Below are 19,547 nucleotides of genomic sequence, written 5' to 3'. Positions count from 1 at the left end.
GATCCATAAGAGCCATCAAAAAAGCAACCCCTGGGGGTGGCTTTGCTGTGTGTGAATCGCCTTGGCTTCAGGTGATTACGGTCGGTCGGTCCATGCCCGTGCGTTGCTTGATTTCCGCCAGGTCGTTGATGGCGCTGATCATGTCGGCCAGGGCGACCTGGGGATCCTGGTTGAGGTCACCGCTGCTGGGCACGTAGCTCTCCAGGTAGACGCGAATCGTGGCGCCTTTGGTGCCTGTGCCGGAGAGGCGCACCACCACCCGGCTGCCGTCGTCCAAAAGGATGCGCAGACCCTGGCCCGTTGTCACAGAACCATCAACCGGATCTGTGTAGCTGAAGTTGTCGGCTGTGCGGATCTTGCGCCCGGCAAAGGATTGGCCCACCAGGCCAGGCAGCATGGATTCGAGGCGGTTGTAGAGGCCATGGGCGGCGTCGCTGGCGACGGCCTCGTAGTCGTGACGCGAGTAGTAGTGGCGTCCGAAGCGCTTCCAGTGTTCGGCCATGATCTCGGCGACGCTGCAGCGGCGCACGGCCAGGATCTGCAGCCAGAACAGCACGGCCCAAAGGCCATCTTTCTCGCGCACGTGGTTGCTGCCGGTGCCGAAGCTTTCCTCACCGCAGAGGGTGATCTTGCCGGCATCCAGCAGGTTGCCGAAGAATTTCCAGCCCGTGGGGGTTTCGAAGCAGTCAATCCCCAGCTCTTTGGCCACCACATCCACCGCAGCGCTGGTGGGCATCGAACGCGCCACCCCGGCCAGGCCATCGGCGTAGGCCGGAGCCACCGTGGCGTTCGCAGTGAGCACCGCGAGGCTGTCGCTGGGGTTCACAAAGCAGCGCTGGCCCAGAATCATGTTGCGATCGCCATCGCCGTCGCAGGCGGCGCCGAAGCGGTACTCATCTCCCTCGAGCAGCAGTTCAGCCAGGTCGTGGGCGTAGGTGAGGTTGGGGTCGGGATGACCGTTGCCGAAGTCTTCCAGCGGTGTGCCGTTGCGCACGCTTCCCGCCGGTGCACCCAATAGCCCCTCGAACAAGCGAGTGGCATAGGGCCCGGTGACGGCATGCATGGCGTCGAAGGCCAGGGGGAAGTCGCTGCGAAGCAGATCGCGGATCTGATCGAAGTTGAACAGCTCCTGCATCAAGTCGACGAAATCGTCGACACCGTCGATCACCTCCACCTGCATCGCGCCGATGCTGTGCAGACCAGGGGCATCCAGTGGGATTTCTGGAGCCTCAACAATCGTGTATTGCTCCAGGGTCTTGGTGCACTCGAAGACCGCATCGGTGAAGGAGGCGGGGGTGGGGCCACCGTTGGCGCCGTTGACCTTGACGCCGAAGTCACCGTTCTCACCACCCGGGTTGTGGCTGGCGGAAAGGATGATGCCGCCGATGGCCTGACGCTGTCGGATCAGATTGGAGGCGGCAGGCGTGGAGAGGATGCCGCCGGTGGTGACGATCACCTTGCTGAGGCCGTGGGCGGCGCCCATCCGCAGGATCACGTCGATGGCACGGAGGTTGCCGTAACGGCCGTCGCCCCCCAGTACCAAGGTGCCGCCCTGTACGCCCGGCAGCGTGCGAAGCGACGCCTCAATGAAGCTCTCCAGGTAATGGGGCTCCTCGAACTGGCGACTGCTCTTGCGTAGGCCAGAAGTCCCTGGCTTCTGGTCAGTGAAAGGGGTGGCCAAGGTCACCTGGCGTTGGGTCGATTCCGCAGGGGCCGAGGTGGTCATCACGACGGAGGGGTCTGTATGCGGAACCTAAACATGGAAATCCATTTGCATGGCGTCGGTCGCGACCAGTTGACGTCGCTACCCTTTGGCCCGCACCTATTGCGACGACCATGCATCGCTGTCTGCTGCTGTGGTTCGTCGGAATGGCCTGTACGACATCGTCAGTGGTTGCATCACAGAGCTGGAAACGGGCCCTTCCCCTGCCGGAGGCCTCTCAGGAGGCCGTGACTGCGGCCAATGCTGTACTCAATCAGTCAGGTTCGGAAGAATGCCTGCGCGGCAAGTTTTCCAATGCAATCTTGAGATTGTCCAACAGTTGTGATGTCTCGGGCCACTCCTCCACCGCGTGTGAGTTGGCCTCCGAAATTGTTGGTCAGGAAAGCGAACTCAGCATGGGTGACATGCTCGCCACATCCGAGAACCTGCTTGATCTGCTTGGTGATTCGGAGACATCCCACTGATCGCTTCTGTTTCTTCGATGGACGTCACCCATCCCGGTTCCAAGCCCCTCGACGCTGATCAACTCAGTCTTCTCGAGACGTTTCGCTGCAAGGTGGATTCCAGAATCACCAGCCACGGACTGACCGCTGCCGACGTGCAGATGTTTGTGGACGAAATCAAGAAGCACCCCGACGTCAGCTTTGCGCTCTTGGATGCCGTTCGCGGTGAGGTGGCCACCCTGATGCAAGGCCAGCGGTTCAGCTTCGACTTTGATTGATGCCCGTCAGGCTCAGGCCTGACGCGATTTGGGCTTTCCCTTTTTCATCACCGGCTCGGCGCAAACCCTTGGGATCCGACGGGCGGTGTTTGTGATGGCGTCCTTACGGCGAAAGTCGTTGGTGTTGGCAACCTTGGCTTCATCCATTAGGGACCACAGCACGTCTTTGCAGAGCCCCGGTAACCTGGAGTGATCCATCAAAGGGTCGGAGAGCTGACGCACCAGCGTGCAGGCTTGCTTTGAGTTGTCGCGGGAGCAGGCATAGGCGGCCTGTTCAATGCTGCGGAGTTGATCCTGGCTGGGCCAGGGCTCGTAGGTCTCAGCCGCGGTCGCGGGACTGGCCATGGTGAGCAGCAGCAGGACGCGTGTGATCGTGGATGTCATGGGACTAGTCTGGCGTTCTTTTGCGCAGTTGAGCCAATCAATCGTTTGGAAGATCAATCAGCGAAGTATTGGGCGATGTCTTGATGATGAAAGCCTCCGAATGGCCTGCTTGTCTCAGGTCAGAAAAGTCATTCGTTTGCGTTCGTTGATGGCAATAAGTGGCTTTGTTATTAGTTGCTTTGGTCCTCGTTTGCCTTCGCGAATCTTCCTACAAGGGTTTGTGGGCCCAGAATTGATACATACTTGCAAATAGGGAAGGATGTTGTTCCTCTTGGCTGTTGATTTTCAGCCCTGCTGTGCGCGATTGATCAATTCTTCATGGCTGATTGCGACAAGTTTGTATGGAAGTTTGTCTTCATGGGTGAATTGTTCGGGGTGATGAGTGGTTTTGTTGGATTAGTTTGCCTGACTTGCTTGAATCATGTTGCCCAGCTATTATTGTAAATAATATTGCACGCGTCGATGACTGCAGCAGTTTCGCTTGGATGCTTTAGCCCTAAAAAAATTTGCTCAATCCTTGCTGTCATCTCTTTCAATTTTTTTGCCTTGCACTGTATAAGCGAGGCGCTGATAAATTTTGGGGGAGTTTCGGAAAGGTTTTACCAAGATTTTTTCGATGCGATCAATCTTGATGAGGAGTTCAACTTGACTGCAATATACAGCGGTTTGCTGCTTTGTGTGTCTTCTTTCCTGTTGAAACAGATAGCCCTGTCCTGCCGAGGTGGTGATATTAGGGGTTGGATGCTGTTGAGCAAAGTATTCTTATTTCTTGCATTTGACGAGGTTTTTCAGGTTCATGAGCTTTTTGTGATTTCTGATTTAAGGCAGTATGTGCATCCTTCTCTTGCGTCGATTTGGGTGATTCCCTATGGCATTTTGTTTGCGCTATTTGCTTTAAAGTTCATCCCGTTTTTTTTGAGGCTTCGAAGGCGGGTTGCTGTTTTCGCTTTGATTGCTGGCGGTGTTTACGTTACGGGAGCAATAGTCTTTGAGGCTCTTAATAGCTGGCTTGTCAGGACGGACCAAATATCCCGAAGCGGTTTTTATTATGAGTTGATTTCGGGGTTTGAGGAGTTATTTGAGATGCTCGGTGTGATCATTTTTCTGTATGCGCTTCTTTTGGAATTGCGATCGCGCTTTGTTCGATTGGAATATAATTTTACGGTGAAGTAGATGTCCGAGTGGTGGATATAATTTAGAGAAAGGTTTTTTATTATTTATTTGTGCCACTTTTTGTTTGAGATGTCTTTTCTTGTCGCTTTTCTTCGGGTAAATGTCGACGCCGTGTTAAGTCTGCTTGAGACCGCTTTGGAGTACTTCTTGATATAAAAGTGATTAATTACAAGGTTGAAATCATATAAATAGATTCAAATGCTTTTCAGAAGTCAAGTGTGCTTGTTGTCTGAGGCTTCATCCTCTTGAGTTTAGTTTGACTCCTGATCGCTGATATCACTATCTTTTCTATTCAAAAACTATGTATATCACTAAAACCACCTCTACAAATGTCTCCTTCAATCGAAGAGAAGTAAATGCTTTTCGTCAGATGGAGGAAGCCTTGATGCGACAGACCAGATTGACAAGGTCTGGCTGTTACAAGGTGGCAATGGAAGACTTTTACTTCAAGCACTTCCCAAGGCAATGAATATCAAGCTCGACAAGAAGAGTGAGGTTCTGCTCAAGGAGATGCTTAAAAAGAATTCTCGTTATGGATCAGTGCATGCAATTACTAATGAGGCAGTAGGATCTTTCTATGTCTCAGAGAAGAAGAAAGGGTTTCGTTGAGATCTGATAGCCAACCGAGACTCGTAGCAGGATGTTATTATGTAATATTGGTGGTTAATTGTTGTTTTAGCCTATTTTAACTCCGCTTTCTTGAATAATTTTAAACGCAGGTTTTAGTAGGGTCTCGTAGTTTTTCCATCCACCTACTGATTTGTTGCTAATTGGTTTTCTGGCTTGCATTACGCTAGCTGTATTGACGATTCTAGTGCTTTTCTCAGGGTGAAGATAGTTGTTGTCGAATTCTAGATCTAGCCATCCTAGAAGTTTCCGAAGGTTGTCCTCGGGTGCGTTGACAAATTGGTCGTAGTCAAAGGTAAATATTTTTTTAGGATACCTATTTTTCTGAATTTGCATAGCTTTCTCATGAGCTACAAGTACTTTGGCTGAGTCTTCCAGGTTTGCTGTGAAATTATTTCCAGCCATTAAATTGCTTCTATGCATTGAAAGGATATTGTCCATTGGATTTCTGCGGCAGTGAATAATCTTGGCAGCGGGCATGTGATTTGCAATCCAATTGATGTGAATAAAATTATATAGCTGTTTGTCTGTTGTATATTTGTGCTGGGTGTTGTTGATGGGCTCAAGTTTTGAGTAATACTCGTCTATGTTTTGATGATTGCTGTTACATGATTGTTGTTGTTGTTTCGCTTTCGCAATCGCTTTCTCCAGGGATCTGCTTTCGCCTAAGTCTTTGTTTTCTGGATTCATACTCAATATTGTTTCTAGCAGGGTCGAGCCGCTTCTGGGCATGCCAACAATAAAAATCCTGCCCTTGCCGCTATTCGCATTTCTATTAGTTGTTTTCGTAGACTCGATTTGTGAAACGCTCAGTGCTATTTTTTCAAGAAGAGAATCGGCATTGGAAGGGGATGTTATTAATTTATATTTATTTGCTAATACTAAGTGTTTAGAGGCTTGGTCATGGTTTTTGATTTTATGGAAACAGTTAGATTGTGCGAATTCGGCAAATGCTCTTTTCAGCGGAGTCAGGACCGATGTTTTGACTGATTTCATGATCTCAATCAATTCTTCTGCTTCTTCTGTTGTTTCTAGCAATGTGCTTAATGCATGGTGTGCTTCGCATTCTTGTTCATTGCATTTGATTGAATTCAGTAAATCTCTTTTGGCTTCTTTGGTCTGTCCAAGCGCCATTTTGATAAGTCCAAGTTTGCATAATGCTTCGGATCCCTCAGGCTTGAGTTCTAGAGATTTGAGAGTGGATGCAAGCGCCTGATCGAGGTTGCCGAGATCTTTGTAGATCCAGCCCAGGTTCATGTGGGCATTGTGGTTGTCAGGTTTGAGCTCGAGTGATTTGATTGTGGAGGCAAGAGCCTGATCAAGGTTTCCGAGATCTTTGTAGATACCGCCCAGGTTCATGTGGGCACTGGGGTTGTCAGGATTGAGCTCGAGTGATTTGAGAGTGGATGTAAGCGCCTGATCGAGGTTGCCGAGGTTTTTGTAGATGCCGCCTAGGTTCATGAGGGCACTGGGGTTATCAGGATTGAGCTCGAGTGATTTGAGGGTGGAGGCAAGAGCCCGATCTAGATTGCCGAGATCTTTGTATATGCTGCCCAGGTTTATGAGGGCAGTTGGGTTATCAGGATTGAGCTCGAGTGATTTGAGAGTGGAGGTAAGCGCCTGATCTAGATTACCGAGATCTTTGTATAGATTCCCCAGATTTGTGTAGGCATCTGCGAAGTTTGGATTTTTGGCGACAGCCCGTTTATATATAGTTAGTGCCTTTTCTTTTCTGCCAGTATTTTTGTAAATAATTCCAAGATTGGAGAAGGCTATTTCATGGTGAAAGCCACTATTTATGGCGTTGAGATATAGCGCCTCTGCTTTTGTGATGTCACCTGTTTTATGGGCTCCGATCGCAGCTTCCAGAAGTTGAGGCCCATTTTTAGGAATCTTTTGTTTTTTTGTGTTTGGATTACTATTCCCAAATCCCGCCATCATCAGCTCGTTCTTTCCTGCATCTTAAGTCACCTCTCAAGCCACTCCCCCATCCTCTCAGCCCCTCTCCACTCCATCTCCGCATCGAATCTTTTGATGCTCAAGTTTGCGTTGGATGTGCGGTGTGATCCCCAGTTCAGCGCTCTCCCAAAGTCGATCCATTTCTCGGGTGAAGTGTTTGGCGAGTTGCGGTGAGTGGATCACCAGCAGGGTTTCATCGTTGGTGTGTGCTGCTGAAGGCGACCAGTTGAAGGATCCTGTGATCACTCTTTTCTTGTCGATTACGGCAAATTTGTGGTGGAGTTTGTCGCCACGGGCAAGGCGGGGGGTGCCGACGCCTTGAAGTGCTTGCTCCAGCGGCTGATTGCCAGCCTCCACCTTGCAGGTGTGATCTGGAAGGCTGACCCCCAGCAGATCGAGCACTTCAGAGAATGGGCGGCTCGCAAACCCAGGATCGGCGACCAGCCGTATTTCAATGCCTCGCTTCATCTGTTCCCTTAGCACGTTGGTGAGTTGCTGAGCGGAGAACACAAACAGGGCCATATCAAGGCTCTTCTTTGCGGCTTTCAGCTGCTCTGCCAACAAGTTGAGCCCGTGATTGCTGTCCCTCCTGGGATGCGGTGAAAACAGCACATCCATACGGATGTCGCCCACCTTCACGGTTTGCACGCTCCCTTTTGCCTTCTGCAGGCCAAAGCGACTGTCCTGCTTGCCGCCGGGACCATCGCCCCTCATCTGGGTGAATTCCTGACGGAACACCAGGGCTAGCTCAGGGCTGTTGACCCGCAGCAGGTGATTCACATTGCCGCGACTGGACGGCCGGCCCGCATCACCGTGAAGGCCAGAACTGGTGAGATTGGCGCTGCCTGTAATCACTGTTGTTTGGTCGATCACCAGCAACTTGTGGTGCATCAGGCCGCTGCCGCTGCTGCCGTCTTCGGTGTCGTCAATCAGTGGAATGTTCGCTGCTTGGAGTAGCGCCACGGCATCACCTTGGAAGACTTCGTCGGCAGTGGTGGTGCCGTTCCGATCGCTGTCGGCCAGGCGGTTTAACTGATGCCAGCGCTGTCGTTCCCGTTGGTTCAACCGGCTGGGTCGTTGCTGACTCCAGGCCTGCCGGTAGTTGTTCTCGAGGATCACCTGAACAAGAACACCGCGGTGTTTTGCCGCGATCAGGGCCTGGGCAACCCTTGGCAGGCTCAGCTCCTGAACGGCCACCAGCACCTCCTCGGTGGCGCCATCAATGGCTTCAATCAGCCATGCCTCCATGTCGTCACCATTGCGCTACTCCCCTGTCAGGGGTGAGCGGTAGCGCGATCTGGCGTTGTGATTGAAGACCACATCGATCTGCTTGGGCATCGGCAGTTCTGCCGGAGCCATGCCCACGATCGATCCCGGCTGGCTGCAACCTCCGCAGACAGGAGCCGCTGCCATCCAACCCAGCGTGTTCTTCAACATCGAGACCAAGACCTTGCCTTGATCAGAGTTCCCCGATTTTCAGTGGGGCATCTCCGATGTCTTCAGCATCGCCACAAACCAAAGTCCACTCAGAACAAGGGCGACGCCCACACCGGCTCCGATGCCCACCCGGGCCATCACCAAAGGCACCACCAATGGAAAGACCATCGCCCCCGCGAGGGGGGTGATGGCCACGAACCAGCGCAGGGTTGCTGGTGCTTTGGAATCGGAAGGGTTCAGAACCACTCGGCGCGGGCTTCGCTGGCAGGGTTGCTGTTGTCTTCAGGGGTCTCGCGCTTGAAGTTGAGCGTGATGTTGCGCTTCTGCTCTCCATCGGAAGCCGTGGCTTCGATGGCATACATCTGCTCGCCATCCCGGAACGGCACCTGAATTCGGAAAGTACCGTCGGTGGAGAGAGGCACTTCTTCGCCACCGATGGTGAGGCGAGCGGAAGGGTCGGTGGCGCCGTAGACGATCAGTTCGGCGTCAGCCACCAGCCAGAAGGAGCGTTGGCGGGGAGCCACGCCACCAAGGCCAGACTCGTTGCGGCCGCTGGCCCAGAGGCCAGCCCCCGAGTCATTCAAGCCACTGCTGTCGCCGGAAACGTCAAAGCCCTCCTGGAATTCTTCCGAGCCAACCCGACGGCGGCGGAACTGAACCGTGGCGCTTTGGTAGAGCCGCTCGTGCAGGCCACTGTTGCTCGACTCGATCGGCGCGACGGGAGCTGGAGCGGATTCAGCCGGTGCTGCTTCAAGGCTGAAGGGGACGAACTGATCAAGGATCTGCTCGCTCGGGTGAAGAGCGGGCACGCGGGCCACGGAGGAGAAGGCCAGGGACATCCAGCTGGCGCCGATGCGATAGCCCAACTCCACCCGGTAATCCCGGTCGCAGAGAGGCACTGGCAGGTACCACTCTGTGCTGTGGCTGTCGACGGGGACTTCCTGGAGGGTGTGGGGATGGGCATTTCCGTCTTGCATGCCGGTTACGTCAGCCAGGCGCAGGCAAAGTCGGCTGGCGCCGTCTTTCTGGGCCACCTTGCGATCGGCGTCGGAAATTTCCCAGAACACGTAGGCCCACTGGGGGTCGCGAGGCAGGAACACCACGCGGGTGTCGCTGCTGCCCATGGCCGGCGCGTTGAGTTCCGCCTCGATGGCCTTCAGATCTCCACCACGCTTTTGCTGACGCTGGGCAACCTCGTCGACCAGGGTCTCTTTGCTTTTGCGGCTGTAGAGCGGCACCCCTAGGTCGCTGGCGATCTGACGCAGTTGACGAAGGGTGAGACGTGCCAGGGATGAAAGGGTTTGGGACACGTCCAAAAACTCCAGGTTTCGTTTGGGATCATTGTGATCTGAAAAATTCCTTTTCGAAGCGTGAAGCGGCCAAGGGTCAGTGGATGCTGACCACTGGGTGAACGTCGATCCCGGGGATCACAGTCAGAGACACAAAAAAAGCGGAGCCGAAGCCCCGCTTTTTTGAACATGGTCGAGGCCGGGATCAGCGGCCGATGCTGCGGTAGGGAACCTTCGACATGTAGTCCATGTCGGCGCCACCGCTGGGGGCAACTCCACGGGGTCCGCCCATTTCTGCCACCCAGGCCATGTAGTCCTGAGGTGAGCCGCCCTTGCGGATTTTGGCGCGGGCAGGAACTTTCTTGGCGGGGCCTCCGGTGAAGACGATCTGGGGGAAGCCCAGGATTCCCCGGTAGTACTCGTCGTAGCGGGGGGTTGTGATGTTGAACGGCGTATCGCCCAGCTCCCGGCCGGGAAGCACGCGGTTGCGTTGGTAAGGAACCGTGTCGTAGCCGAAGGCGTCGAGGTACTCGGCGCTGTCCAGCAACACATCGACAAGCCCTTCCAGGCCTTTGGTCGCAATCACGATCGACCAGGAGAGCTCTTCGCCCTTGCCGTTCACCTTGCGGCCAAGAATCCGTTCACAGAGGTGACGGACAACCTTGTAGTTGCTGTTGAAGCCGTAGAAGGTGCGCTTGAAGGTGTCAGAGAGCACCAGGCCACGAATGAAGTCGCGAACCGTGATCTGGCCATCCTTCAGCTGGGACTCAAGGTTGACGTCCCGATCTGTTTTGAAGGCGTGGAAGAAGATCTGCCGGTAGGCGGCTTCCACAACGGTGTCGAGGTTGTCCCGGTCGTCTGCAATTTCCAGGGAGTAAGCCCGTGATCCCTCGTCGGAGCCGACACGGAGATTCGGAACACCCGCTCTCAAGGAGTTCTGGGTGATCGGTGCGTACTCCAGAAGAGGAATGGCCACGCGAGCTACAGCATCCACTGCTGGCGATCGTAGAAGTGCTGGGTCTTGCCCCCTTCAGCTGCTGTTGCAGCGATTACATGCCGTAATACTTTCTCTAAGTACTTCTGCTTACCAGCCGAAGGGGGCGAGGGCGGCCCCGTTTGAAGCCATGGCTGGGCTGGGCTGATCAACATCGTCCAGCTGCCGGGTCTCGATGCAGAAGGAGGCGTTGTTGGAAAGTCCCTGCACTGTGCTGGTGCGCAGCCGCACGTTTTTGCTGGCGAACCAGAAGCGCTCCAGGGAACTCATCATTTCGTAGTCGGTTGTGAGGATCAGGCCGTTTTCGTCATCCATGCGGAACTGACCCGCCACCGGCGCTTTCTCGGCGTAACCGCGATCCCGCAGCAGCAGTCCCCGTCGCCCCGTTTCGTCTTCGGGGATCAGTCCGAACATGGTCTGGTCTTCGTGGGATTCACCGGCCCGATCCCAGGCCATCGATCCGCTCCAGCGCACCCAGCAGCCCCCCACGATCTGCTCAACGCTGGCGTTGTTGCGTTCGGCGATCTCCGCAAGGCGTTCGTCGCCCTTGAGCAGTTCCTCCACAACGATGAAGGAGGCGCCGGCTTCGGCGCGGCGATGCAGCAGGTGGTGCTGGCTGCGCTGTGAGGTCCAGCGGCCACAGCTCAGACGAAAGAAGCTGAGGGCGTCCGAGATCTCAAGCATCGCCGGCGTTGAGGAAGTGAAGTGATGATGGCAGCCCGACCAGGTCAGTCACGACAGCCAGGCCACCCCCGACGGCCATGTCAGCCACGGCAGCGGGCTTCGGCGGCGCTGATCAGATCGTCGAGGGTCAGCGCCAATGGAGGCTTGCCCAGCTCAAGCGCCAGTTGATCCAGCTGATCGGCGGCAGCATTGAGCTGCAGCAGCAAGGTGTGGAGGAATGCCGGGTCCTCAGCGACCACGGGTTGCTTCTGGCACCAGCGGCGCCGTTGGTTTTCGTCGGGGATTGCACCAGTGCTCCCTGGAGCGGCCATGGATTGAAAGCTGTCCAGGCAGTGGCTCAGCAGCCGCAGGTGATGGCGATCGAGCTGGGGCAGCAGGGTGGAGTCGATGCGTTCAATCGCGGCTCGGTCGATGGCCATCAGCCCTGCGCCAACGGAGTGATGCGGAAGCCGCAGGCGTGACCGCCCTCGAGCCGCCAATGCACCCGTTCCACCCGGCAGTCCGGCACGGTGCGCCGAATCAGCAGCAATTCCTGGTCGCAGACCGCGGGAAATTCTTCAGCAATGCGCTGCACGGAGCAGTGGGCCTCCTCGAGCCGCCAGCTCACGCCGTCGTCGTCCCGGCTGCAGACGGTCACATAGCCCTCGTCGCGCCGCAGCCGAGCCAGGTGTTCGAGGCGAGCCTCCAGGGAGGCTTCGCCAAGGCTTTGCCGGTACTGGCTGGCCTTCGACTCCGCCTGCTGATTGAGCAGCTGGCGCACGGTCGCTTCGGGGAGATGGCTGCGCATCGAATCCAGCAGGCCGAGGGCGAAGCGGCCGCTGCCATCGGGGAACTGGGCCCGTCCTTCGTCGGTGAGGCACCAGCGGTTGCTGGGGCGCCCCGGGCCGCTGGCATTGCTGCTGGCGCAGACCAAGCCGCTGTCGGCGAGGGAGCGCAGGTGCCGCCGCATGGCCTGAACCGAAATGCCCACGGCATCGGCAAGGGTGCCAGCGTCCTCCTCCCCGCGCTCCAGCAGCAGGGAGAGCACGGCGTCGCGGGTGCTGGCGGGGGCCGAGGCGCTCATGAGGAGGCGAAACCTCCCCACACGATGCCATCGAATTGCCACGCCATGTTGGCCGTGTTGAGGGTCACAATGGGGAGCCCGCTGACCGGAGGCCTGTTGGCCTAGGCTTCCAGTAAGGAAACCGCGGGGTTTCGTAATTCGCCGCTCCCTCCACTTCCATGTCCGACGCCCCTCAAGAGCCGACAGCAGAAAGCCTGGAGGTCATCCGCAAGTTCGCTGAAACCTACGCCCAGCGCACCGGCACGTATTTTTGTGCCGACCCCAGTGTCACCGCTGTTGTTCTGAAGGGTCTGGCGCGCCACAAGGACGACCTGGGGGGCGCGCTGTGCCCTTGCCGCCATTACGAAGACAAGGAGGCCGAGGTCTCGCAGGCCTTCTGGAACTGCCCCTGCGTTCCGATGCGCGAGCGCAAGGAATGCCACTGCATGCTCTTTCTCACCGAGGACAACCCCTTCGCTTGCCCTGAGAAGACGCAGACCATCACCACCGAAACGATCAACGCCACCGCCGGCTGAGCTGAATGACCAGTACCTCCACACGGGATCTCGTCAGCCAGCCGTACAAGTACGGCTTCGTCACCGAGATCGAGACCGACAAGATCGCCAAGGGTCTCAGTGAAGAGGTCGTTCGCCTGATCTCGGCCAAAAAAGAGGAGCCGGATTTCCTGCTGCAGTTCCGGCTCAAGGCGTTTCGCTACTGGCTCACCCTCGAGGAACCGGACTGGGCTGCCTTGGGTTATCCCGAGATCGACTACCAAGACATCGTTTACTACGCGGCTCCCAAGCAGCAGGAGAAGAAGGCCAGCCTCGATGAAGTGGATCCGAAGCTGCTGGAAACCTTCGACAAGCTCGGCATCCCGCTGAGCGAGCAGAAGCGCCTCAGCAACGTGGCGGTGGACGCTGTTTTCGACAGCGTTTCGATTGCCACCACCTACAAGGAGAAGCTGGCTGAACACGGTGTGGTGTTCTGCTCCTTCAGTGAGGCGGTCAAGGAGCATCCCGAGCTGATCGAGCGCTACCTCGGCACGGTTGTCTCCAGCAACGACAACTATTTCGCCGCCCTGAACTCAGCTGTGTTCAGCGACGGATCCTTTGTCTTCATCCCGAAGGGCGTTGAGTGCCCGATGGAGCTCTCCACCTACTTCCGGATCAATTCCGGCGACACCGGACAGTTCGAGCGCACCTTGATCGTGGCCGAAGAGGGTGCCTCGGTGAGTTATCTCGAAGGCTGCACGGCACCGATGTTCGACACCAACCAGCTGCATGCGGCGGTGGTGGAGCTGGTGGCTCTCGACGACGCTTCAATCAAATATTCCACGGTTCAGAACTGGTACGCCGGTGATGAAAACGGCGTCGGCGGGATCTTCAACTTCGTGACCAAACGAGGCCAGTGCCGCGGTGATCGCAGCCGCATCAGCTGGACCCAGGTGGAGACCGGTTCTGCCATCACCTGGAAGTACCCCAGTTGCGTGCTCCAGGGTGCTGATTCGGTGGGTGAGTTCTATTCCGTGGCCCTCACCAACAACTGCCAGCAGGCCGACACCGGCACCAAAATGGTCCATGTCGGACCGCGCACTCGCTCCACGATTGTGAGCAAGGGCATCAGTGCAGGCCGCTCCAGCAACAGCTACCGCGGTCTTGTGCAGATGGGGCCCAATGCCAAGGGCGCCCGCAACTACAGCCAGTGCGATTCGATGCTGATCGGCGATCAAGCCGCCGCGAACACCTATCCCTACATCCGTTCGCAGCAGCCGCAGGCGGCCATCGAGCACGAGGCCAGCACCTGTCGCATCTCCGAAGATCAGCTCTTCTACCTGCAGAGCCGTGGCATCGGGTTTGAAGAGGCCGTCTCGATGATGGTCAGCGGCTTCTGCCGCGACGTCTTCAATCAGCTGCCGATGGAGTTTGCCGCTGAGGCCGACAAATTGCTGGCCCTCAAACTTGAGGGGTCCGTGGGCTGATCCCCTCCCCCACCTTGTCTTTGTTTTTTAACGACGCTTTCCGTGATTCGCCCTGACGCTGAGCTGCTGCTCGACATTCAAGACCTGCATGCCTCCGTCGAGGACAAGCCCATCCTCAAGGGCGTGAATCTGCAGGTGAGGGCTGGTGAAGTCCATGCCGTGATGGGTCGCAACGGCAGTGGCAAGAGCACGCTCTCCAAGGTGTTGGCCGGGCATCCGGCCTACCGGGTCACGGGCGGCAGCGTTCGTTATCGCGGCCAGGATCTGTTTGAGCTGGAGCCTGAAGAGCGGGCCCGTCTGGGGGTGTTCCTCGGATTTCAGTACCCCGTTGAAATCCCTGGCGTCAGCAACCTGGAATTCCTGCGGGTGTCCACCAATGCCCGGCGCGAAAAACAGGGCGAAGAGGAGCTCGACACCTTTGCCTTCGAGGATCACGTGCACGACAAGCTCAAGGTGGTGCAGATGGACCCTGCCTTCCTTGAGCGCAGCGTGAATGAAGGCTTTTCCGGGGGCGAGAAAAAGCGCAACGAGATCCTGCAGATGGCGCTGCTAGAGCCTGTGGTGGCGATTCTGGATGAAACCGATTCCGGCTTGGACATTGATGCCCTGCGCATCGTGGCCGGTGGTGTGAACCAGCTGGCGACGGAAGACAACGCCACGCTGCTGATCACCCACTACCAACGTCTTCTCGACGAGATCACCCCGGACTATGTGCATGTGATGGCGGCAGGCCGGATCCTGCGCACCGGCGGACGGGAGCTGGCCCTGGAGCTCGAGCAGACCGGATACGACTGGGTGGATCAGGAGCTGGCCGCTCAAGGAGCCGCTTGACCATGGCGAGCAGTGTGCTGGCGCCAGTGCAGGAGCGCGGACGAGCCGCGCTTGAACAGCTTGGTCTGCCCAACCGTCGCCAGGAGCCCTGGCGCCTCACCGATCTCAAACGGCTTGCGGCGGTCTCGGAATTGCCGGCCAGTTCCTCCCCACTGTCCGAGCCCCTGCCGGCCAGCCTGGATGGGGTGACCCGTCTGGTGCTCAATGGTTTTGATGATCCCCTGGCCGGCCAGGTGCTTCCGGAAGGAATCACGGCGCTGAATGCTGAAGAGCTGCAGCAGGCCCTCGGCCACACCCTGGATCGCTGCGGTTGTGCCCAGGTCTGGCCCGTGGAGTTCAACCACGCCAAAGCCCAACAGATCCTGGCCCTCAGGGTGCGGGGACGGGTTGGCCCGTTGGAGCTGGTGCTGGCGGCCGGTGCCGGGTTGAACGCCACGCGGGTGCTGCTGCTGTTGGAGGAAAAAGCTGAGCTTGAGTTGATGCAGGTGTTGCTGGCTGAGGGGGCGTCGGCCCACAGCCATGTGCTGGAAGTGCATCTGGGGCAGGAGGCCCAACTGCGCCATGGCGTGCTGGCGACGGCGGATGGTGCGTCATCGCTGATGGCCCATTTGGCTGTGGAGCAGGAGCCCCGCAGCTCCTATGCCCTCACTTCGGTGGTTCAGGGCTGGAATCTGGGACGGGTGGAGCCCCGGGTGGTGCAGGTGGATGGCCAGGCAGAGACCGTGCTCAAGGGTTTGGCCGTCACCGGCGCCGAGCAGCAGCTGGCCACCCACACCGCGGTGCGCTTCGACGGGCCGGAGGGGGAGCTGGATCAGTTGCAGAAATGCCTGGCCGGCGGCCAGTCCCACGCAATTTTTAACGGCGCCATCAGTGTTCCCCGCGATGCTCAGCGCACCAACGCCGCCCAATTGAGCCGCAACCTGCTGCTGTCTGATCGGGCCCGGGTGGACACCAAGCCCGAGCTGGAGATCGTGGCGGACGATGTGCGCTGCGCCCACGGCGCCACCGTGTCACAGCTTCAGGGCGATGAGCTGTTCTATCTCCAGAGCCGGGGCATCGCTGCGGCGGATGCAACGGCGCTGCTGCTGCGCGGGGCCTGCCAGGAGGTGATCGCCCAGCTACCTGCTGCCGCGCAGGCGTGGCGCCCCCTGGAGCGCGTGACGGAGAGCCTCGCCCCATGACGATCGCCGCCGAAGCACGATCCAGTGCTGATTTCGTGGATTTATCGTCTCGATATCGTGCCGATTTCCCGATTCTCGAGCAGCTGGCTCCGGATGGCCGCCCGCTGATCTATCTCGATCACGCTGCCACCAGCCAGAAGCCCCGTCAGGTGCTCGAAGCGCTGCAGCAGTACTACAGCTGCGACAACGCCAACGTGCATCGCGGTGCGCACCAGCTCAGTGCCCGTGCCACCGATGCCTTTGAGGCGGCCCGCAGTACGACGGCGGCCTTCGTGGGTGCGGCCAGTTCCCGCGAGATTGTCTTCACCCGCAATGCCAGCGAAGCCATCAATCTGGTGGCGCGCACCTGGGGGGACGCCAGCCTCAAGGAGGGGGACGAAATTCTCCTCACGGTGATGGAGCACCACAGCAACCTGGTGCCCTGGCAGCTGTTGGCGCAGCGCACCGGCTGCGTGCTGCGCCATGTGGGCATCACCGAATTCGGTGAGCTGGATCTTGAGGATTTCCGGGCCCAGCTCAATGAGCGCACCCGACTGGTGAGCCTGGTGCACATCAGCAATTCCCTCGGTTGCTGCAATCCCCTGGATCAGGTGATCCCCGCAGCCCATGCCGTTGGCGCCTGTGTGCTCGTGGATGCCTGCCAGAGCCTGGCCCACAAGCCGATTGATGTGGCGGCCATAGACGCCGACTTCCTCGTCGGCTCCTCCCACAAGCTCTGTGGCCCCACCGGCATGGGTTTCCTCTGGGCGCGGGAGTCGCTGCTGGAGGCGATGCCTCCCTTTTTGGGCGGCGGGGAGATGATTCAGGACGTTTTCCTGGACCACAGCACCTGGGCGGTGTTGCCCCACAAGTTCGAAGCGGGCACCCCTGCCATTGGCGAGGCGGTGGGCATGGGTGCCGCGATTCGCTACCTGCAGGCGGTGGGTCTGGAGGCGATTCAGGCCTGGGAAGCTCAGCTCACCCGGCATCTGTTCACCCGGTTGCAGGCCATTGATGGTGTGAGGGTCCTGGGGCCGACGCCGGATCAGCAGCCTGAGCGAGGTGCCCTCGCCACATTCCTGGTGGATGGCGTGCATGCCAACGACATTGCCGCTCTGATCGATGCGTCTGGGATCTGCATCCGCAGTGGTCACCACTGCTGTCAGCCCCTGCACCGCATGTACGACGTGACGGCTTCAGCGCGGGCCAGCCTGAGCTTCACCAGCACTTTTGAAGAGATCGACCGCTTCAGCGAAGAGCTCGCTTCCACGGTCTCCTTCCTGCGCGAGCACAGCTGAGCTGGCTCAGGCCTCCAGCTGATCGTTGCTTGCTGCGGCCTCGCGTTGCCGCAGGGGAACAACCTTGTTGGTGTCGATGGCGTACTTCACCCAGCGGTAGGAGCGTGCGCCGGGACGGGGAGCTTCAGCGGACGGTTCAGGGCTGGCATAGCTGTTGCCGCGATAACGCAGGATCCGCATCGGTGCTGTCGAAACAGCCGTCAGCTTTTCAGACTTACCGCTTCCTGATGGGTTCCGTGGAGCACAGGTTGATGGTTCCTGCTGGTTGCTCGCTCAACCCATCACATCTGCTGAACGGGGTTGTGTGCTTTGTAACCGTCTGTTAGCCCCAATTCCCTCCTGAAAAAGGCCTCGGTTTGCTCGAGCACCTCGATCTGGGTGGCTTGGCTGCGGAAGCCGTGGCCTTCTTCCTCGAACAGCCGCACCTCCACCGGGATGCCATTGCTGCGCAGCGCCTCCGCCATGCGTTCGGTCTGTTCCGGCGGCACCACTTTGTCTTGCAAACCCTGGAAAAACAGCACCGGACAGCGGATTTGATCGGCATGCAGCAGTGGCGACCGCTGCTCGTACAAAGCACGCGCTGCGGGCCATTCCCCCACCAGACCATCCACGTAGCGCGCCTCAAACCGGTGCGTGTCTTCGGCCATGGCTGTGAGATCACACACCGCATAGCGGCAGGCGCCGGCCCTGAACACTTCGGTGAAGCACAGCGCCGCCAGGGTGGTGAAGCCGCCGGCACTGCCACCTTCGATGGCGATCTGGCCGGGATCGGCGCGACCGGCTTCGATCAGGGCCTGCGCTGCGGAGGCGCAGTCGGCCACATCCACCAGGCCCCAGCCCCCGTTGAGGCGCTCCCGGTAGTCCCGGCCGAACCCCGTTGAGCCGCCGTAATTCACATCCACCACGCCCCAGCCCCGGGAGGTCCAGTACTGAATCGCCAGGCTGAGGCCGCGGCGAGCCATGGCCGTTGGTCCGCTGTGGCTTTTCACCAGCAGTGGCGCAGGCCCTGGTGGCTTGCCGCTGGGGGGGTAGTACCAGGCATGGGTGCGCTCGCCCTGGTGACCGTTGAACCACAGCGGTTCGGCCACGCTGATCGCCTCAACCGACAAAGGTGACGTGATGGCGGGGCTGTGGCTCCAGATCGGGGTGGCCGGTCGCAAATCGATTTCCAGCAGCCCGGCCACGCTGGTGCTGTTGCTGGCCACGGCCACGGCGCGGCCGTGGCAGGCGCTCAATCCCGCAAGGTCGTCAAACGGTTGCGGCAACGGGTGCACCGTTCCATCCAGGCTGAGCCGTTGCAACGACCAGGCCCCGCGGCTGCAGACGGCGGCGATCAGCTGCTCGCCATCCCAGGCTGTGGTGCTCATCCCATAGATCCACTGGGGCATGGCCGTTTCGGCAGCCATCGGCCAGGGCCTCTCCCAGGCGGCGTCGGCACTGGGCTGGAGCATCAGGTTCCACCAACCGGAGCTGTCCTCCGCCACAAGCAACTGCCCGTCGGGCAGCCATTGGGGTTGAAACACTGAGATGCCATCGCCTCCGGCCAGCTGACGGGTCTCGACCAGTTCGCCCGTGTCGCTGAACTCCGCGCACCAGAGACGGCTGCTGTCCCAGGGCATGGCAGGTTGCTGCCACTCCACCCAGGCGAAGCGCTGGCCATCGGGGCTCAGGCAGCCATAGCCGGCAAAGTCCGTCGGTTGGTGCAGCAGCAGCGGCGTCTGATCCGTTGCGTTCAGCGCCAGGCTCACCAGCTCGTCACGGCCCTCGATTTCACGGATTCCGATCCAGCGCTGCCTGGGCAGATCGAGCACGCCATCCGCCAGCTCCCAGTCCCCTTCCCGGCTGAGCCTTTGGGGTGCAGCCAGGGGGGTGGGTTGCTGGGGGTCGGTCTGCGGCAGGCGCCAGTCCTGACGCCAGAGGCAGCCCCGCTCGATCCAGGCCAGGATCAGCCTGTCCTGCTCCACAGCGGTGGCGAGTACGCCGCCGCCGTAGTCATGCACCCGACTGCGCAGATTGCTGGGGGCCGGCGTCAGCTCCTGTGGTTCTGCTTCGGAATCACCGAAACGCCTGATCAATGCAGTGGTGCGGCCGCGCTCCTGGGGACGCTGTTCCAGCCAGATCAGCCACAGCGTTGCATCGGGGCCACTGACCAGGGCCGGTTCCTTGAGACCCGGCAAACGGCCGACGGCATGTTGCGCGGATAACGGAGCGGCTCCCATAACGGCTGATTCAGGCCGCTTACCA

The 19,547-nt window shown here is 58.6% G+C and carries 21 protein-coding genes; 9 read left to right on the top strand and 12 right to left on the bottom strand.

The genetic code is table 11. The features are described from left to right. Window positions 1–67 precede the first annotated feature (67 nt). The gene (locus tag SynM161_RS10225; RefSeq protein WP_186541279.1) at window positions 68–1,726 is read right to left on the bottom strand and encodes an alpha-D-glucose phosphate-specific phosphoglucomutase; all 1,659 of its coding nucleotides are present in this window, start codon (window positions 1,724–1,726) and stop codon (window positions 68–70) included. Window positions 1,727–1,836: 110 nt separating this feature from the next. On the opposite strand from SynM161_RS10225, the gene SynM161_RS10220 reads away from it, so the two are divergent. Then, window positions 1,837–2,187, top strand: coding sequence for a hypothetical protein (locus SynM161_RS10220; RefSeq protein WP_186541278.1), 351 nt, complete (start codon window positions 1,837–1,839; stop codon window positions 2,185–2,187). A 17-nt stretch (window positions 2,188–2,204) separates the two neighbouring features. Then, window positions 2,205–2,444: a hypothetical protein gene (locus SynM161_RS10215; RefSeq protein ID WP_186541277.1), complete on the top strand. Its 240-nt coding sequence runs from the start codon at window positions 2,205–2,207 to the stop codon at window positions 2,442–2,444. A gap of 12 nt (window positions 2,445–2,456) precedes the next feature. On the opposite strand, the gene SynM161_RS10210 is transcribed toward SynM161_RS10215, so the two are convergent. Beyond that, window positions 2,457–2,828 carry a hypothetical protein gene (locus SynM161_RS10210; protein ID WP_186541275.1) on the bottom strand — a complete coding sequence of 124 codons (372 nt, stop codon included), beginning with the start codon at window positions 2,826–2,828 and terminating at the stop codon, window positions 2,457–2,459. A gap of 462 nt (window positions 2,829–3,290) precedes the next feature. On the opposite strand from SynM161_RS10210, the gene SynM161_RS10205 reads away from it, so the two are divergent. Continuing rightward, the gene (locus tag SynM161_RS10205) at window positions 3,291–4,001 is read left to right on the top strand and encodes a hypothetical protein (protein WP_186541273.1); all 711 of its coding nucleotides are present in this window, start codon (window positions 3,291–3,293) and stop codon (window positions 3,999–4,001) included. Between the two features lie 675 nt (window positions 4,002–4,676). On the opposite strand, the gene SynM161_RS10200 is transcribed toward SynM161_RS10205, so the two are convergent. Beyond that, complete coding sequence (locus SynM161_RS10200) at window positions 4,677–6,569, bottom strand: tetratricopeptide repeat protein (RefSeq protein WP_186541271.1); 1,893 nt, start codon at window positions 6,567–6,569, stop codon at window positions 4,677–4,679. 54 nt (window positions 6,570–6,623) lie between these two features. Continuing rightward, window positions 6,624–7,835 (bottom strand): phospholipase D-like domain-containing protein, encoded by a 1,212-nt coding sequence (locus SynM161_RS10195; protein ID WP_370593064.1) that lies wholly within the window; start codon window positions 7,833–7,835, stop codon window positions 6,624–6,626. 61 nt (window positions 7,836–7,896) lie between these two features. On the opposite strand from SynM161_RS10195, the gene SynM161_RS12240 reads away from it, so the two are divergent. Then, window positions 7,897–8,046, top strand: a complete 150-nt coding sequence (locus tag SynM161_RS12240; RefSeq protein ID WP_370593063.1) for a hypothetical protein — start codon at window positions 7,897–7,899, stop codon at window positions 8,044–8,046. 17 nt (window positions 8,047–8,063) lie between these two features. On the opposite strand, the gene SynM161_RS10190 is transcribed toward SynM161_RS12240, so the two are convergent. The 6 genes from SynM161_RS10190 to SynM161_RS10165 form a co-directional block, all read right to left on the bottom strand. Further along, on the bottom strand, window positions 8,064–8,270 hold the full coding sequence (locus SynM161_RS10190; RefSeq protein ID WP_115080616.1) for a hypothetical protein: 207 nt from the start codon (window positions 8,268–8,270) through the stop codon (window positions 8,064–8,066). After that, window positions 8,261–9,334 (bottom strand): DUF4912 domain-containing protein, encoded by a 1,074-nt coding sequence (locus SynM161_RS10185; RefSeq protein ID WP_186541268.1) that lies wholly within the window; start codon window positions 9,332–9,334, stop codon window positions 8,261–8,263. Before SynM161_RS10185 ends, SynM161_RS10190 begins: the two co-directional genes overlap by 10 nt. Window positions 9,335–9,518: 184 nt before the next feature. Further along, window positions 9,519–10,289, bottom strand: a complete 771-nt coding sequence (locus SynM161_RS10180) for a phycobilisome rod-core linker polypeptide (protein WP_370593062.1) — start codon at window positions 10,287–10,289, stop codon at window positions 9,519–9,521. Window positions 10,290–10,397: 108 nt separating this feature from the next. Next, window positions 10,398–10,991 carry a phycobiliprotein lyase gene (locus tag SynM161_RS10175; protein ID WP_186541267.1) on the bottom strand — a complete coding sequence of 198 codons (594 nt, stop codon included), beginning with the start codon at window positions 10,989–10,991 and terminating at the stop codon, window positions 10,398–10,400. A gap of 80 nt (window positions 10,992–11,071) precedes the next feature. Then, window positions 11,072–11,410, bottom strand: a complete 339-nt coding sequence (locus SynM161_RS10170; RefSeq protein ID WP_186541266.1) for a hypothetical protein — start codon at window positions 11,408–11,410, stop codon at window positions 11,072–11,074. Further along, window positions 11,410–12,054 carry a metalloregulator ArsR/SmtB family transcription factor gene (locus SynM161_RS10165; RefSeq protein WP_186541264.1) on the bottom strand — a complete coding sequence of 215 codons (645 nt, stop codon included), beginning with the start codon at window positions 12,052–12,054 and terminating at the stop codon, window positions 11,410–11,412. The genes SynM161_RS10170 and SynM161_RS10165 overlap by 1 nt, the downstream gene beginning before the upstream one ends. A 158-nt stretch (window positions 12,055–12,212) precedes the next feature. Between SynM161_RS10165 and SynM161_RS10160 the strand changes: the two genes are divergently transcribed. The 5 genes from SynM161_RS10160 to SynM161_RS10140 are packed head-to-tail and all read left to right on the top strand — an operon-like array spanning window position 12,213 to window position 17,303. After that, the gene (locus SynM161_RS10160) at window positions 12,213–12,569 is read left to right on the top strand and encodes a ferredoxin-thioredoxin reductase catalytic domain-containing protein (protein WP_038553034.1); all 357 of its coding nucleotides are present in this window, start codon (window positions 12,213–12,215) and stop codon (window positions 12,567–12,569) included. Window positions 12,570–12,574: 5 nt separating this feature from the next. Then, window positions 12,575–14,014: a Fe-S cluster assembly protein SufB gene (gene sufB / locus SynM161_RS10155; protein WP_186541262.1), complete on the top strand. Its 1,440-nt coding sequence runs from the start codon at window positions 12,575–12,577 to the stop codon at window positions 14,012–14,014. A gap of 42 nt (window positions 14,015–14,056) precedes the next feature. Further along, window positions 14,057–14,845, top strand: coding sequence for a Fe-S cluster assembly ATPase SufC (sufC, locus tag SynM161_RS10150; protein ID WP_115080608.1), 789 nt, complete (start codon window positions 14,057–14,059; stop codon window positions 14,843–14,845). Between the two features lie 2 nt (window positions 14,846–14,847). Next, window positions 14,848–16,026: a SufD family Fe-S cluster assembly protein gene (locus SynM161_RS10145; RefSeq protein WP_186541260.1), complete on the top strand. Its 1,179-nt coding sequence runs from the start codon at window positions 14,848–14,850 to the stop codon at window positions 16,024–16,026. Then, window positions 16,023–17,303, top strand: a complete 1,281-nt coding sequence (locus SynM161_RS10140; protein WP_186541258.1) for a SufS family cysteine desulfurase — start codon at window positions 16,023–16,025, stop codon at window positions 17,301–17,303. Before SynM161_RS10145 ends, SynM161_RS10140 begins: the two co-directional genes overlap by 4 nt. 6 nt (window positions 17,304–17,309) lie before the next feature. On the opposite strand, the gene SynM161_RS10135 is transcribed toward SynM161_RS10140, so the two are convergent. Both SynM161_RS10135 and SynM161_RS10130 read right to left on the bottom strand, forming a co-directional pair. Next, a complete protein-coding gene (locus tag SynM161_RS10135) occupies window positions 17,310–17,483 on the bottom strand; it encodes a hypothetical protein (RefSeq protein WP_186541256.1) in 174 nt (57 codons plus the stop codon). Window positions 17,484–17,584: 101 nt separating this feature from the next. Then, entirely contained in the window at window positions 17,585–19,522 is a 1,938-nt protein-coding gene (locus tag SynM161_RS10130; protein WP_186541254.1) for a prolyl oligopeptidase family serine peptidase, read from the bottom strand. Window positions 19,523–19,547: the final 25 nt, after the last annotated feature.

The organism is Synechococcus sp. M16.1, assembly GCF_014279895.1.
GTDB lineage: Bacteria > Cyanobacteriota > Cyanobacteriia > PCC-6307 > Cyanobiaceae > Parasynechococcus.
The sequence above is the reverse complement of the archived record's forward strand: the minus strand, read 5'-3'. Positions and strand labels throughout refer to the sequence as shown.

Coding starts and splice junctions, on each gene's coding strand:
- SynM161_RS10225 (WP_186541279.1), bottom strand. CDS start 1,726: ATGACCACCTCGGCCCCTGCGGAATCGACCCAACGCCAGGTGACCTTG.
- SynM161_RS10220 (WP_186541278.1), top strand. CDS start 1,837: ATGCATCGCTGTCTGCTGCTGTGGTTCGTCGGAATGGCCTGTACGACA.
- SynM161_RS10215 (WP_186541277.1), top strand. CDS start 2,205: ATGGACGTCACCCATCCCGGTTCCAAGCCCCTCGACGCTGATCAACTC.
- SynM161_RS10210 (WP_186541275.1), bottom strand. CDS start 2,828: ATGACATCCACGATCACACGCGTCCTGCTGCTGCTCACCATGGCCAGT.
- SynM161_RS10205 (WP_186541273.1), top strand. CDS start 3,291: ATGACTGCAGCAGTTTCGCTTGGATGCTTTAGCCCTAAAAAAATTTGC.
- SynM161_RS10200 (WP_186541271.1), bottom strand. CDS start 6,569: ATGATGGCGGGATTTGGGAATAGTAATCCAAACACAAAAAAACAAAAG.
- SynM161_RS10195 (WP_370593064.1), bottom strand. CDS start 7,835: ATGGAGGCATGGCTGATTGAAGCCATTGATGGCGCCACCGAGGAGGTG.
- SynM161_RS10175 (WP_186541267.1), bottom strand. CDS start 10,991: ATGCTTGAGATCTCGGACGCCCTCAGCTTCTTTCGTCTGAGCTGTGGC.
- SynM161_RS10170 (WP_186541266.1), bottom strand. CDS start 11,410: ATGGCCATCGACCGAGCCGCGATTGAACGCATCGACTCCACCCTGCTG.
- SynM161_RS10165 (WP_186541264.1), bottom strand. CDS start 12,054: ATGAGCGCCTCGGCCCCCGCCAGCACCCGCGACGCCGTGCTCTCCCTG.
- SynM161_RS10160 (WP_038553034.1), top strand. CDS start 12,213: ATGTCCGACGCCCCTCAAGAGCCGACAGCAGAAAGCCTGGAGGTCATC.
- sufB (WP_186541262.1), top strand. CDS start 12,575: ATGACCAGTACCTCCACACGGGATCTCGTCAGCCAGCCGTACAAGTAC.
- SynM161_RS10145 (WP_186541260.1), top strand. CDS start 14,848: ATGGCGAGCAGTGTGCTGGCGCCAGTGCAGGAGCGCGGACGAGCCGCG.
- SynM161_RS10140 (WP_186541258.1), top strand. CDS start 16,023: ATGACGATCGCCGCCGAAGCACGATCCAGTGCTGATTTCGTGGATTTA.
- SynM161_RS10135 (WP_186541256.1), bottom strand. CDS start 17,483: ATGCGGATCCTGCGTTATCGCGGCAACAGCTATGCCAGCCCTGAACCG.
- SynM161_RS10130 (WP_186541254.1), bottom strand. CDS start 19,522: ATGGGAGCCGCTCCGTTATCCGCGCAACATGCCGTCGGCCGTTTGCCG.